The organism is Cupriavidus sp. HMR-1 (genome assembly GCF_000319775.1).
GTDB classification, from domain to species: domain Bacteria; phylum Pseudomonadota; class Gammaproteobacteria; order Burkholderiales; family Burkholderiaceae; genus Cupriavidus; species Cupriavidus metallidurans.
In genome coordinates this window covers 1-14,109 of the sequence record NZ_ANKP01000049.1, presented here as the reverse complement: position 1 = coordinate 14,109, position 14,109 = coordinate 1, and the positions used below count along the sequence as shown (strand labels likewise).

Annotated in this window: 8 protein-coding genes; 5 read left to right on the top strand and 3 right to left on the bottom strand. The window is 66.8% G+C overall.

Annotated elements, in window-relative coordinates; translation table 11 throughout:
- The first annotated feature begins 29 nt into the window (after positions 1–29).
- On the top strand, positions 30–1,226 hold the full coding sequence (locus D769_RS07215) for a GNAT family N-acetyltransferase (protein ID WP_008643592.1): 1,197 nt from the start codon (positions 30–32) through the stop codon (positions 1,224–1,226).
- 70 nt (positions 1,227–1,296) lie between these two features.
- On the opposite strand, the gene ppa is transcribed toward D769_RS07215, so the two are convergent.
- Positions 1,297–1,824: an inorganic diphosphatase gene (gene ppa, locus D769_RS07210; protein WP_008643591.1), complete on the bottom strand. Its 528-nt coding sequence runs from the start codon at positions 1,822–1,824 to the stop codon at positions 1,297–1,299.
- Positions 1,825–1,988: 164 nt separating this feature from the next.
- Between ppa and D769_RS07205 the strand changes: the two genes are divergently transcribed.
- From D769_RS07205 to D769_RS07190, 4 genes are all read left to right on the top strand, one after another.
- Positions 1,989–3,425, top strand: a complete 1,437-nt coding sequence (locus D769_RS07205) for an aldehyde dehydrogenase family protein (RefSeq protein WP_008643589.1) — start codon at positions 1,989–1,991, stop codon at positions 3,423–3,425.
- Complete coding sequence (locus D769_RS07200; protein ID WP_008643588.1) at positions 3,418–3,657, top strand: hypothetical protein; 240 nt, start codon at positions 3,418–3,420, stop codon at positions 3,655–3,657. The genes D769_RS07205 and D769_RS07200 overlap by 8 nt, the downstream gene beginning before the upstream one ends.
- 70 nt (positions 3,658–3,727) lie before the next feature.
- Positions 3,728–4,489 carry an SDR family oxidoreductase gene (locus D769_RS07195; RefSeq protein ID WP_008643586.1) on the top strand — a complete coding sequence of 254 codons (762 nt, stop codon included), beginning with the start codon at positions 3,728–3,730 and terminating at the stop codon, positions 4,487–4,489.
- Between the two features lie 109 nt (positions 4,490–4,598).
- On the top strand, positions 4,599–5,912 hold the full coding sequence (locus D769_RS07190; protein WP_008643585.1) for an MFS transporter: 1,314 nt from the start codon (positions 4,599–4,601) through the stop codon (positions 5,910–5,912).
- Between the two features lie 72 nt (positions 5,913–5,984).
- On the opposite strand, the gene D769_RS07185 is transcribed toward D769_RS07190, so the two are convergent.
- Positions 5,985–11,963 carry an Hpt domain-containing protein gene (locus D769_RS07185; RefSeq protein WP_008643584.1) on the bottom strand — a complete coding sequence of 1,993 codons (5,979 nt, stop codon included), beginning with the start codon at positions 11,961–11,963 and terminating at the stop codon, positions 5,985–5,987.
- 32 nt (positions 11,964–11,995) lie between these two features.
- Positions 11,996–14,056: a methyl-accepting chemotaxis protein gene (locus D769_RS07180; protein WP_081596776.1), complete on the bottom strand. Its 2,061-nt coding sequence runs from the start codon at positions 14,054–14,056 to the stop codon at positions 11,996–11,998.
- Positions 14,057–14,109 lie beyond the last annotated feature (53 nt).

Genomic DNA, 14,109 nt, shown 5'->3' with positions numbered 1-14,109 from the left:
CCGCCCTCCCCCCGCCCTCCCCAGTATTCATGAGCGAATCGCGCCTCAGCCCCAACTACCGCACGGAGATCGTGCAGGACCTTGCCGACATCGACGCCAACGACTGGGATGCGCTGCTCGCCGCGCAGGCCGAGCCCACGCCATTCCTGCGCCACGCGTTCCTGCAGGCGCTGCACGCCAGCGGCAGCGCTACGGACGACACCGGGTGGTCGCCGCGCTTCCTGGCGCTGTGGGTGCCCGACGGCAAGGAGCCGGGCCGGGACCGGCTGGCCGCGGCAATGCCGCTCTACGCCAAATCCCATTCCTACGGCGAGTACGTATTCGACTGGGCCTGGGCCGATGCCTACCGCCAGCACGGCATCCCCTACTACCCGAAATGGCTGGCCGCGATTCCGTTCACACCGGTGCGTGGCGCGCGGCTGCTGGCCGAGGATGAACTGTCACGCCGGGTGCTGCTGCGCTTCGCGCTGGCGCTGGCCCAGGAGAGCGAGCTCTCGTCGCTCCACGTGCTGTTTCCGTCGGACCATGAAGCCGACCTGATGGACGAGGCCGGGATGATGATGCGCCACGGCGTGCAGTTCCACTGGTCCAATCCGGGCTACGAGAACTTTGACGCGTTCCTGGCCACGCTATCGCAGAAGAAGCGCAAGAACATCCGCGCCGAGCGCCGTCGCGTGACGGAGGCCGGCATCACGTTCCGCCATCTGCGCGGGGCCGACATCGACGACGATGCGTGGAAGCTGTTCAACCGCTGCTATCGCCAGACCTACCGCGATCACCACTCCACGCCCTACCTGAACCTCGATTTCTTCCGCCGCATCGGCGCGGCGATGCCCGAGCACCTGCTGCTGGTGATCGCCGAGCGCGAAGGCCGCGACATCGCCAGTTCACTGCTGGTCTACGATGCCGATCCGGCGGTCAGCACGCTGTACGGCCGCTACTGGGGCGCGCTGGAACACCATCCCTGCCTGCATTTCGAGACTGCCTACTACCAGCCACTGGAGTTCTGCATCCGCGAAGGCATCGGCACGTTCGAAGGCGGCGCGCAGGGGGAACACAAGATGGCGCGCGGCTTCCTGCCCGTGGCCACGCGCTCCGCGCACTGGCTGGCGCACCCGTCGTTCGCCGACGCGGTCGAGCGCTTCCTGGAGCGGGAGCGTCAGGGGATCGATGCGTATATGGATGAGTTGAACGAGCGGAATCCGTTCGCGGGCGCGCGCGAGTAGCGAGTCGTCCCCCGGCAACAAAAAAACCCGCCAGATGGCGGGTTTCTTCGATAACGCGGCAGGCAGCGAATTACTTCGTGAAGTTCGCCACGCCGTCGCTGATTTCCTTGTGGGCTTCTTCGATGCCAGCCCAGCCTTCCACCTTGACCCACTTGCCGGCTTCGAGTGCCTTGTAGTTCTCGAAGAAGTGCTTGATCTGGTCAAGCGTATTTTGCGGCACATCCGACAGGCCCTTCATGTGGGCGGTAGCCGGGCACAGCTTGTCCATGGGGATGGCCACGAGTTTGGCGTCCACGCCCGACTCGTCGGTCATCTTCAGCATGCCCAGTGCACGGCAGCGCACAACGGCGCCGGCCAGGATCGGGAACGGGGTGATGACCAGCACATCCACCGGGTCGCCGTCGCCCGACAGCGTTTGCGGGATGAAGCCGTAGTTGGCCGGGTAGCGCATGCCGGTGCCGATGAAGCGGTCCACGAACAGCAGGCCGGTCTCCTTGTCGGCCTCGTACTTCACGGGATCGCTCTGGGCCGAGATCTCGATGATGACGTTGAAATCGTTGGGAAGGTCCTTGCCCGGGGAGACGAGGTTGAAGCTCATGAGAGTTCTCCGAATGCCTGTGTGTTGGGATGGCCGGCATTATAGCGGTTTGCTTCTTACCTCTGGCTGACATCCGGGTGCCTTGCACGCCCCGCGCGGTGCGCGATAATGCGGCATTCCCGAATTCAGCAATGGCTCCATAACGGAGCCCGTGGAGACCCCGCATGCACGCCCAGCATTTTGTCGCCAACCGCCTGATCGCCCCGGACTCCGGCCTGCGCATCAAGGTGTTCGACCCGTCCAGCGGCCAACCCTTCGCCGAGATCGCCCGCGGCAACGCCACGGACGTCAACGTGGCCGTCCACGCGGCCCGCCGGGCGTTCGACGGCGCCTGGGGCGCGATGTCCCCTGCCGACCGCGTGCGTCTGCTGAACCGCGTGGCGCTCACCTTGATAGCGCATGAGGACGAACTGGCCGCGCTGGAAGCACGCGACACCGGCAAGCCGCTGCGCCAGGCCCGTGCCGACGCACGGGCGGTGGCACGCTACTTCGAGTTCTACGCGGGCGCGGCAGACAAGCTGCATGGTCAGACGATCCCCTATCAGGCCGGCTATACCGTCCTGACCGTGCGCGAACCGCATGGCGTAACCGGCCACATCATCCCGTGGAACTACCCGCTGCAGATCTTCGGCCGCAGCGTGGGCGCGGCGCTGGCCGCCGGCAACGCGTGCGTGATCAAGCCGGCCGAGGATGCCTGCCTGTCGCTGCTGCGCGTGGCCGAACTGGCCGCCGAGGCCGGCCTGCCCGAAGGCGCCCTGAACATCGTCACCGGTTACGGCCACGAGGCGGGCGCGGCACTGGCCCGGCACCCCGGCATCAACCATATTTCGTTCACAGGATCGCCCGAAACCGGCAAGCTCGTATCCCAGCTCGCGGCCGAAAACCATGTGCCGGTGACGCTGGAACTCGGCGGCAAGTCGCCGCAAATCGTCTTTGCCGATGCCGACCTCGACGCGCTGCTGCCCGTGGTGGTCAACGGCATCGTGCAGAATGCGGGCCAGACCTGCTCGGCGGGCAGCCGCCTGCTGGTGGAACGGCCTGTCTACGAGGAGTTGCTCGACCGCGTCGCCAGCGTCTTCGAATCGCTGCGCGTGGGCCCATCGGAACTCGATCTCGAATGCGGCCCGCTGATCAGCCGCAAGCAGCAGCAGCGTGTCTGGGACTTCGTCTCCGATGCGCAGCACGCCGGCATCTCCGTGATGGCGCAGGGCCAGATCGTGGCGGAAGCGCCTGAGTCCGGCTACTACCAGGTGCCGATGCTGTTCCGCGACGTGCCGGCCACGCACCGGCTGGCGCAGGAGGAAGTCTTCGGCCCGCTGCTGGCGGCCATGCCGTTCGATACCGAGGACGAAGCCCTGCAACTGGCCAACGGCACCGCGTACGGCCTCGTGGCCGGGGTCTGGACGCGCGACGGCGGGCGGCAGTTGCGCCTGGCGCGCAAGCTGCGGGCGGGCCAGGTCTTCATCAACAACTATGGCGCCGGCGGCGGCGTCGAGCTGCCGTTCGGCGGCACCGGCCAGTCAGGCTACGGCCGCGAGAAGGGCTTCGAGGCCCTGTACGGATTCACCACTCTGAAAACCATTGCCATTCAACATGGGTAACATCAATTTCCTGTCGGTCGCGTTCGCCATCTTCTTTTTCTGGATGGCCTGGCACGTGAGAAACAAGCGCGCCACGAACCCGTCCGGCATGCCGCGCCTGCAAGTCTTCAAACGCAAATGGGGCGAGTCGCTGGGGGATCGCATCCACTGGTGCCTTTATGTCGCCCTGCCCTTCCTGCTGGCCATCATGATGGTCGGCAATGCATTGCGGGGCAAAGGCCCCTTCCACTGAGCATCCGTAGCTGGACGGTTACCAGGCGCGGCATGCACCGCGTCCGGACCACAATCACAGGAGACAAACGATGGCCAGACTGTCTGGAAAGGTAGCGGTAGTCACAGGTGGGGGTTCGGGCTTTGGCGAGGGCATCGCGCACACGTTCGCGCGCGAAGGCGCCAGCGTGATGGTGGCCGACCTGAACCTGGAAGCCGCCGAGCGTGTGGCGGCGGCCATCCGCGAGGCAGGAGGCCAGGCGCGCGCGATGCGTGCCGACGTGTCGCAGGGCGATGACGTGGCCGCGATGCGCGATGCGACGCTGGCCGCGTTCGGCGACGTCCACTGCGTGGTCAACAACGCCGGCACGACCCATCGCAACAAGCCGATCCTGGAAGTCACCGAAGCCGAGTTCGATCGCGTCTACGCGGTCAACGTCAAGAGCATCTACTGGTCCGCGCATCACTTCATCCCACATTTCCGCAAGCGCGGCGGCGGCAATTTCGTCAACGTGGCCTCCACCGCCGGCATTCGCCCCCGCCCCGGGCTGGTCTGGTACAACGGCAGCAAGGGCGCGGTCATCGTCGCCAGCAAGGCCATGGCCGCCGAGCTTGGCCCCGACAATATCCGCGTCAACTGCGTCAACCCCGTCATCGGCGCCACCGGCCTGCTCGAACAGTTCATGGGCCTGCCTGACACCCCGGAGAACCGCGCGAAGTTCCTGGCCACAATCCCGATGGGTCGCATGTCGACACCGCAGGACGTGGCCAACGCCTGCCTGTACCTGGCATCAGACGAAGCCGCGTTCATCACCGGCACCTGCATCGAAGTCGATGGAGGACGCTGCGTCTGATCCACACCCCGGATTCACATCCGATGTGAATCCGAGTCGCCCCCGATTCGTTTTTCCAACCCAGCGGTAACGTCGTATCCCAAAGCAAAACCCGAAAGAGGAGACAGCAATGACAACGACCGCAGTCAGTTCCGGCGCGCAAGACGCCGGCTTCGAGGACGCCACCTACCGCAAGGTGAGCTGGCGCCTGGTGCCCTTCCTGTTGCTCTGTTACGTGGTGGCCTATCTGGACCGCGTCAACGTGGGCTTCGCGAAGCTGCAGATGCTCAACGACCTCAAGTTCAGCGAGACGATCTACGGCCTCGGCGCGGGCATCTTCTTTATCGGCTACTTCATCTTCGAAGTGCCGAGCAACGTGATCCTGCACAAGGTGGGGGCGCGCATCTGGATCGCGCGGATCATGATCACCTGGGGCCTGATCTCGGCGGCGATGATGTTCGTCACCACGCCGATGATGTTCTACGTGCTGCGCTTTCTGCTGGGCGTGGCGGAAGCGGGTTTCTTCCCCGGCATCATCCTGTACCTGACCTACTGGTACCCGGCCAGCCGGCGCGGACGCACGACCACGTACTTCATGACGGCCATCGCGCTGTCCGGCGTGATCGGTGGCCCGCTGTCCGGGTGGCTGATGCAATCGTTCGACGGCCACAACGGCTGGTCGGGATGGCAATGGATGTTCCTGGTCGAAGGCATCCCGTCGATCCTGGTGGGCCTGTGGGTGCTGGCGTATCTCGACGACCGCATCACCCACGCCAAGTGGCTGACCGATGACGAGAAGGCGCTGCTCCAGCGGAATATCGCCAGCGAGGACCAGCACAAGGAAGACCCGCCCGTGGCCCAGGTGCTGTCGAGCCCGCGCGTGTGGCTGATGAGCGCGATCTACTTCAGCTTCGTGATGGGCCTGTATGGCGTGAGCTTCTGGCTGCCGACGATCATCAAGCAGACCGGCGTGAAGGGGGCGCTCGACGTGGGCCTGCTGACCGCGATCCCCTACGGGTGCGCGGTGATCGGGATGATCCTGTTCGCGCGCAGCGCCGACCGTCGCGGCGAGCGGCGCTGGCATATCGCGATTCCGGCGCTGGCCGGCGCGGTGGGTCTGGTGCTGTCGGTGCAATGGCACAGCGACACGACCATGGCGATGGTGGCCCTGACGATCGCCACGATTGGCATCCTGACCACGCTGCCGCTGTTCTGGAGCCTGCCGACGTCCTTCCTGGCCGGAACCGGCGCCGCCGCGGGCATCGCGCTGATCAATTCCCTCGGAAATCTGGCTGGCTTCCTGAGCCCCTACGCGGTGGGCTGGCTCAAGGACATGACGCAAAGTACCGACTCAGGCATGTACCTGCTGGCGGTCTGCATGGTGGTGGGCGCTGCGCTGACGCTGTCGGTGCCGGCGCGGATGGTGAATCAGAAGAAGGATTGAGGGATAGAAGGTTTGGGTTGAAGCGCCGCTCTCCCGTAGGACGGGAGAGCGGCGCCGGCCGAAGCGAACGGCTTACGACTCGCCCAACATCTGCGCCACCGACCCGGCCGCTGCAGCGGCCTTCTCGCCGATCAGCTGCTGCAGCGTGCGCAGCAATTCATCCTCGTTGAACGGCTTGCCCAGGTACACGTTCACGCCAATCTCCGCGGCATAGCGACGGTGCTTCTCCGCAGTGCGCGAGGTGATCATCACCAGCGGCATCTGGCTCGTGCGGCTGTCGGCGCGAACATTGCGCGTCAGGTCGAAACCGTCCATGTTCGGCATCTCGATGTCGACAAGCATCGCATCGGGCATCACCTCCTGTAGCTGACGCAGTGCGTCGACGCCGTCGCGGGCCAGCACTACCTGGTAGCCGGCGCGCGTCAGCAGCCGCTGGCTGGCCTTGCGCACGGTCAGCGAGTCGTCCACCACCATGACGGTCGGCTGTGTGATCAGACCCGCCACGGGCACCGCTTCGCCATTGCCCGCAAACTCGGCCACGGCGCCCATCGTCTCCGGCGCCCGCAGGTGTACCGGCGCGGACGGTGCCACGCTGCCGCGCTCGCGCATCCACCGCTGCGCCAGCACCACGGGGTTGTAGATCAGCACGATCTCGCCATCGCCCAGCGTGGTTGCTCCTGCAATGCCTTCCAGACGAGCCAGATGCGGGCCGATGTGCTTCACCACCACTTCGCGGTTACCGATCACTTCGTCCACGTGCACGGCCACGCGCTCGGCGCCCGAACGCACCACCACCACCGGCGAGTACTTGCGGCCCGACGCCATCGGCGCGGTTTCCTCCAGCAGCGCGCCGAAGTAGTAGAACGGCGCATCCGCGCCCGCAGGACCAAAGCGGCGGGCATTGTAGGCATCGAGCAGCGGCTTTTCGCGCAGCTGGTGCACCTGGTCGATCATGCCGCTCGGGATGGCATACAGGCGTCCGCCCAGCGAGACCAGCAGCACCTGCGTGATAGCCGTGGTCAGCGGCAGATGCACCGTGAAACTGGTGCCCCGTCCAACTTCCGTCGAGAGCGTGATACGGCCACCCAGCGCCACCGTCTCCGATCGCACCACGTCCATGCCAACGCCCCGGCCCGCGAGTTCGGACACCGCATCGGCCGTCGTAAAGCCCGGCGCGAAGATCATCTCGGTCAGGCGTGCGTCGCTGGCATCCTCGTCATGCGCCAGCAGGTGCCGCGCCACCGCCCGTTGACGAATGCGAGCAAGGTCAAGGCCGCCACCGTCGTCGAAGAACGTCAGCACGACCTCGTTGCCTTCCTGCTGCACTTCCAGCGTCAGCGCGCCCGTGGCCGACTTGCCGGCGGCACGACGCGCGTCGGCCGGCTCGATGCCATGCACCACGGCATTGCGGATCAGGTGTTCGATCGGGCCGGCCATGCGGTCCAGCACCGAGCGGTCGATTTCCACCGTGCCGCCCTTGATCAGCAGGCGCACTTCCTTGCCAGTCTCGGTCGCGGATTGCCGCGCCACGCGGTAGAGACGCTCGGCCAGCGCATCGAACTGCACCATGCGAGCCTGCATCAGCCCGCGCTGCAAGCCACGCGTGAGTCGCGCCTGCGCTGCCAGGTCGCCCGACGCGCGGTCAAAGCCGCGCTGCAGGTTCTGCTCCACGGTCGCCACGTCGTTCACCGACTCGGCCATCATCCGCGTCAGTTCCTGGAAGCGCGTGAAGCGGTCGAACTCGAGCGGGTCGAATTCCTGGTTTTGCTGCGCGTCGGCGATGCGCGATGCCATCTGCGTCTCGGCCTGGATTTCGATCTCGCGAAGCTGCATCCGCAGACGCGCGACGTTATCGTTCAGTTCACCGAGGTAGCTGCGCAGCGCCAGCAGTTCGCTATCCAGACGCGCTCGCGTCGCGCCCACTTCACCAGCATCGTTGATCAGCGTATCGAGCGCGCGGGCCTGCACCCGCACCAGCGCGCGCTGGCGATCGGCATCGGTCGGCAGGTTCGCCGGCACCGGCATCGCCTGCGGCGCGGCCGGTAGCAGATCCTGCGTAGGCTGCTGCGTCACGTCCACCGACACCACCGATGTAACCGGCACAGCCGGCACGGCGGATTCGGGCTCGGCCGCGATCAGCCCGTTGACCACATCGGCATCGTCCACCGGCAGCAGCCGGCCGCTCTGCAACGCATCAACGTGCGCGAGGATGCGGTCGTACCAGGCATAGAGGCGGCCGAATAACTCCGGCGCCATGCGCTGGCCACGCACGCTCGCTTCGAGCAGCGTTTCCATTTCGTGCGCGGCCTGACCCAGGGCCATCGCGCCAGCCATGCGCGCGCTGCCCTTCAGCGTGTGCAGCCCGCGCAGGATCAGCCCGCCGTGCTGGGTATCGGCAGGTGCGGATTCCCAGGTGCGCAACATCTTGCCGAGGTCGGGCAGACTGCCTTGTGCTTCCTCGAGGAAGATCTCCACCAGTGCCGGATCGAGTGACGAGGCGTCGGTCGACAAGTCGACCTGCGGTGCGTCAAGTACGTCAGGAGCGCCCGGCGATACGTGCGCGACGGCTGCCGACTCATGGCGCGGCGTCGGCAACGAAATCACCACCGCATCATGCACCGGCGTCTCGGCGTCGGCCGGACCGACTGTCGTCAGCGTTGGCGCCGAGACCGGCGGGAGCGATGTGATCGGCGTCAGCTTGACCGGCGGAAGGTTCGTCACCGCGTGCGGCTCGGGCAATTCCCGCAGATCGGCATCATCGGTATCTTCAGCAGGCTGCGACTGACCGAACAATCGGGCGACCGAGCCCACCTGTCCCGACACATCGGTCTCCGGCACCGCTGCGCGCGGGCGCAGCAGCGCTCGCTCGCCAAAGTCGTTCAGGTCGCGGACGACTGCGGCATCGGCATCAGGCCAGATGCCCGCGGCGAACTGGTGCAGCATGCCACGCAGCCGTTCGACGGCCTGCTCCAGCAAGCGGAAATCGCCCGGATGCATCGCGACCGGGTGCCGGCCCAGCAGCAGCAGAAGCTGCTCCAGCGCCTCGGCGATCTCGCGCACCGGCTCCAGGCCCACCGTCGACGCGCTGCCCTGCAGCGTGTGAGCCACGCGCAGCGCAAGCTCGCTCGGACAAGGATGTTCCTCGTGCTTCCACTCGGACAGATCGGTCGCGAACTGCCGCAGCAGATCGTCGGCTTCCTGCAGGTAGACGTTGTAGAGCGGCAGTCCGATCCGGACCGGGCCAATCACCTTGTAGTTGTCGTCGTCGCTGGCGAGTCCGCCGGACAGGCGGAACGGCAGCACGTTGTCCTCGGCCGGAACCTCCTCCGCAGCCGCATCTGGCTGCGCGGCCGGCAGCGTCAGCAGCGCATCGAGCGGGTCCAGCGGCGCAGTTGCCTCAACGGCAGCGTCGACGACCGCGTGGGCCGGCGCCGAGTCTGGATCGCGCACACGCTGCGCGGCGGCAACGAGTCCGGCGATATCACGTGCCGTCGACGGGTCCTGCTGCAACACCTGCGCCCATTCGCGCAGCAGATCGTGCGCCTGGTGCAGCAGCACGAGCAGTTCGGGCTGCGGCTCGCGTGCTTCGGCAATCCACAGATTCATGACCTGTTCGACGGCCCACGCGGCTTCGCCGTAGCGGCTCAGGCCAACCATGCGGCTGGAGCCCTTGAGCGTATGGAAGCCGCGACGCACGCGGCTCAGCACATCGGTATCGCGCAGTGCCTCGAGCCCGCCCTGCACGTCGGCGGCGATACTCCCGAGCACCTCTTCGGCCTCGGAGAGGAAAATCTCAAGCAGCTCGGCGTCGATCGCTTCGGCATCCACCGGCATCGGCGCGGCGGCCGGCGCCACGGTGGCTGCCGGTGCTGCAGCCGTCGCCGGCAGTGGATCGGCCAGTGCCACGATCATACGTTCGGCCGCCGAATCGCTGCCGGCTAGCCATGCATGGAGTTGCGTGGTGGCTTCGCTGGCCTGACGCCGCAGCGCCGCATCGTCGTCGATGGCGGCCTGATCGGAGACCGCCTGCAACGCACCACGCAGGCGCTGGATCTCTGGCGAGTCGGCGCCTGCCGCCACGCGGATCGCATCCATGGCCGCGCCACGCGCCACCGCCAGCACGCCCTGCGGCGCCGGATCGCGATGCTGCAAGTCCGCGTAGATGTCGTCTTCCGTGACATCGGCCTTGGCCCGTCCAAACTCCAGCAGATCGGCAAAGGCATGTACCGCGCCAAGCTCGGCGGCGATATCGGACAGCATCGCGATGCGCGACGCTTCCTCGACAGTTCCGGGCAGGACTTCCAGCCACCGCAGCACGGTCCGCACCGCTTCCAGCGCCGCCTCCGCCGCTTCGTCGATGCCATCCCGCATCGCCGCGCTGACGTACACGCGCTCGAGCGTGGCAAGCAGGGATTCGAATGCCTGTCTGGCATCGGCCAATGCTTCGCTGGCGTCAGGACGCGCCGCGTTGCGATCATACGTATCGAGCCATGATTCGCCGCTGTCGAGTTGCGCGCGCAACTGAGCGACCGCTTCCGCACGCATTGCCTGGGCACTGGCGGCCTCGACCATCCCGGCGAGCCAGGCGGGGGCCTGGGCATCGGGATCGGCCAGGCAGGCAGCCAGCGCGTCGCAGCGCTGCGCGAATTCCTGTGCCGATGCGTGACCTGACTTGCCATGCACACGCCACGGCATCGCCAGCGCCTGCGACAGGAACAGCGCCACGCCAGCACGGCCCAGCGCGTCGTTCGACGGACGGCGGCCCGCATGAGCAGCCACCGCTGTCAGGCATTGCTCCAGAGCCGGTTGAGCAAGCGGCAGCGCCGCTTCGGCGAGCGAGGCCACCGCCAGCTCCCAGCCGGCCTGATCCTCGCCTGCCGCACGCTCGATCGACCGCGCGGCCTGCTGCAGATTGCGGGTGTCGATGGCATCGAGCCAGCCGTAGTAGCGCTGGCGGAAGTCGGCACGCGCCACCACATGCGCCGGGTCGACACGATATGCCTGCAGGCTGCGAGCGATATCGGCGCGCAGCACCTGCACGGCAACTTGCACGGCGGGCGTCGCGATGTCGTCGGATTCATCGGCGGCCAGCCCGGTGCTGACCAGGAAGAAAATCGCATCGTTCAACAGCGCCTGCGGCACGCGCACCTGGCCTTGCAGGTACTGGCGCACCAGCAGGTGCGTGCGCGCGGCGAAACGCTTGGCCAGCAGATCGGACGGCAGCAGGCCATGAGCGAGGCCACGGAACACCATGGCCAGCGTATGCCAGATACCGCGATCAGGCGTGTCTGTGGCGCGGCGCGCCTCCTGCTCCTGGTTGCGCACGTCGTCGAGCGCCAGTTGCAGCGGCAGCCAGGCCTCGCGCAGCATGGACGTGTCCGGGCACGGCGCGGGCAAGCGCAGCGCGCGCAGCAAGGCAGCCTCGAAGCGCTGGCGCGCCCGGGTGACGGCCGATGCCGAAAGCGTAGGCAGCACGATACCCGGCAGCATCTGCAGCTCATCGAGCCACAGGTCCGCCGGATGCACGCGCTCTTCCTTCATCAGGTTCAACGCGGTGGCATAGGGCTGGTACAGGCGCAGCGGGTCTTCGGCATCGCCCGCCATCAGGTCGTCGACGTACTCGGCCAGCGCCTGCGCGCCGGTGCGGAACACCACGAGCGTTTCCTGGCTGGCGGGCACCGTGCCGGCGTCGATGGCCTCGAGCAGGCGGCGCAATGCCTGGCAATAGGCATCCACGCCGCGCAGCCCGACGATATGCACCGCGCCTGCGGCCTGATGCAGTTGCTGGCCGGCCAGCCGCAGCGAAGTGGTATCGCGCGCGCCCAGCGCCTCCGGCGTCTGCTGGATCTCGTCCACGTAGTGGCCGAGTTCGATGGCGGCATCGTCGAGCGCGGTACGCAGGCTTGGCGCGAGCCAGGCCAGCACCGACAGGTCGCGCTGCGGCGCGGCGGGTGCCTCCGCCGCCGGAACGGGAGCAGGCTCCGGCGTGGATGACAGTTGCGCCGCGGCCGCCTCGGCCACTTCGCTCGACAGGATGGTATTGAAAGACATGACCAGTTCCGTTGCGCCCTTGCGGGCGGCCGTCAGGCGATCTTGAACCGCGATACCGAGTTACGCAGCTCTTCGGTCAGTGCGGTCAGCTGGCGCACCGACGCGGCGGTCTGGCGCGTGCCGGCGGTGGTCTGCGCGGTCACTTGCAGGATGCCGTCGATGTGGCGGGCCACGTTGGTGGCCAGGCCCGCTTCGTGCGATGTGGTCTGCGAGATCTGTTCGATCAGCTCGGCGAGCTGGCGCGACACGCGACCGATCTCGACCAGTGCGGCACCCGCGTTATCGGACAGGCGCGCGCCCTCGACCACGCCTTGCGTGCTCTGCTCCATGGCGTGCACGGCGTCCTGGGTGTCGGTCTGAATCGTGCGGATCAGCGCGCCGATCTGCTTGGTTGCCTCGCCCGAACGCTCGGCCAGACGCTGCACCTCTTCCGCCACCACCGAGAAGCCGCGGCCGGCTTCGCCTGCGGAAGCCGCCTGGATGGCGGCGTTCAGTGCCAGCACGTTGGTCTGTTCGGTAATGTCCGAGATCAGCTCGACGATTTCACCGATCTCCTGCGACGATTCGCCCAGACGCTTGATCCGCTTGGACGTTTCCTGGATCTGCTCGCGAATGCCGTTCATGCCCGCGATCGCGTTCTGCACGGCGTGCTGGCCCTGCTCCGCCGCGGCCAGCGATGCGCGTGCCACGTTGGCCGATTCGGCCGCACCGCGTGAAACCTGCGTGATGCGGTCCGCCATCTCCACCACGGATTCGCCGGTCTGACGAATCTGGCGCGACTGCTGCTCGGTCGTGGTGGCCAGTTGCACCGAGGTTTCCTGCACCTGCGTCGAGGCGTGCTGCACGTCTCCAGCGGTCTGCTGCACGCGGCCCACCAGTTCCTTCAGTTCTTCCACCGTGTAGTTCACCGAGTCGGCGATGGCGCCAGTGATGTCCTCGGTCACGGTGGCCTGACGCGTCAAGTCACCGTCAGCAATGTCCTGCAGCTCATTCATCAGCTGCAGAATGGCCTTCTGGGTGGCGTCGTTGTTGCGCTTTTCATCGAGTCGGCGCGCTTCGGCTTCGTGCTCGCGCGCCTCGGCTTCGAGCGCCCGGACGCGCGAGTCGCGCAGGTAGAGGGCCGCGAGACCGGCCAGGCACAGCAGCGTGGCCAGCGCGGAGATAACCATCGCGCCCAGTGTCCAGGGGCGGAAGCGCACATCCTGCGCATAGGCCGACTGCAACGCCGACAACTCGCCGCGCAGGGCTTCGTTGTCGTTGAAGATCTGCTGCTGGGCGCGCTTGGCGGCGATCAGGCCAGGCAGGTTCTGCAGAATCGTCTGCGTGGTCTTCTGCACGGCGTCGAAGCGCTGCGAAAGCTGCTGCAGGTAGCTGCGCGTCTCGGCATCGTGCGCGGCGGTCAGACGCAGCGCTTCGGAGCCGTTGATCAGGCCGTCGAGTGTTTCGCGGAACGTGTTGGTGTCCTTGCCAAGCAGGAACGCGGTTTCAGGGTTGACGCCTTCGCCCGAGAGGAACTCGTTGAGGTTCTTGCCCAGACGCTGCGTCAGCATCACCAGCTGAGCGGAAGCCGCCACCTCACGTGTATTGGCACCCGACTGCAGCTTGATGGCCGCCACCTGTTCGGCGGCTTCGAGCAGTTCGGGGTTGGACGCGTTGAAGATCTGCAGCGTCTGGCCGATCGTCGTCAGAATGGCCTGCTGGGCGAGCACGTCGGCGGCGCTCTTCTCGGAACGCTTCCACGAGCCCATCGCCTTTTCCAGCAGCGGCTCGCCCGGCCCGCTCGTGGCCCGCACATGCTTCTCGTCGCTGCCGTTCTGCAGCGCCAGCATGTCGGTGGTCAACTGCTCTTTCGACTCTCGCAGCTGCTTGAACGCCTGGGCGTTACCGAGCAGCGCCACAGGCACCGCCTTACCGAGACGCTGCGAGTGCATCAGCATGTCGCCGGTCACCTCGATCTGCGCCGCGCCGTTGCTGGCCTGCCGGTTATCAAGGTACACGGAGGCGAGCAGCGCCGACAGCGACACCACCACGCCCACGGTCAGCGCGCGCTGCTGCGCCGAGAACGGCATCCGCGTCAGCCAGCCCGACATCATCTCGACAGGGGTCTGGCCAAGGCCGCCCTGCTGTCTGGCCGCGCCGGCCGCCG

What these genes read in the sequence shown, in the direction of transcription:
- D769_RS07215 (WP_008643592.1), top strand. Translation starts at nt 30, where the DNA reads ATGAGCGAATCGCGCCTCAGCCCCAACTACCGCACGGAGATCGTGCAG.
- ppa (WP_008643591.1), bottom strand. Translation starts at nt 1,824, where the DNA reads ATGAGCTTCAACCTCGTCTCCCCGGGCAAGGACCTTCCCAACGATTTC.
- D769_RS07205 (WP_008643589.1), top strand. Translation starts at nt 1,989, where the DNA reads ATGCACGCCCAGCATTTTGTCGCCAACCGCCTGATCGCCCCGGACTCC.
- D769_RS07200 (WP_008643588.1), top strand. Translation starts at nt 3,418, where the DNA reads ATGGGTAACATCAATTTCCTGTCGGTCGCGTTCGCCATCTTCTTTTTC.
- D769_RS07195 (WP_008643586.1), top strand. Translation starts at nt 3,728, where the DNA reads ATGGCCAGACTGTCTGGAAAGGTAGCGGTAGTCACAGGTGGGGGTTCG.
- D769_RS07190 (WP_008643585.1), top strand. Translation starts at nt 4,599, where the DNA reads ATGACAACGACCGCAGTCAGTTCCGGCGCGCAAGACGCCGGCTTCGAG.
- D769_RS07185 (WP_008643584.1), bottom strand. Translation starts at nt 11,963, where the DNA reads ATGTCTTTCAATACCATCCTGTCGAGCGAAGTGGCCGAGGCGGCCGCG.
- D769_RS07180 (WP_081596776.1), bottom strand. Translation starts at nt 14,056, where the DNA reads ATGATGTCGGGCTGGCTGACGCGGATGCCGTTCTCGGCGCAGCAGCGC.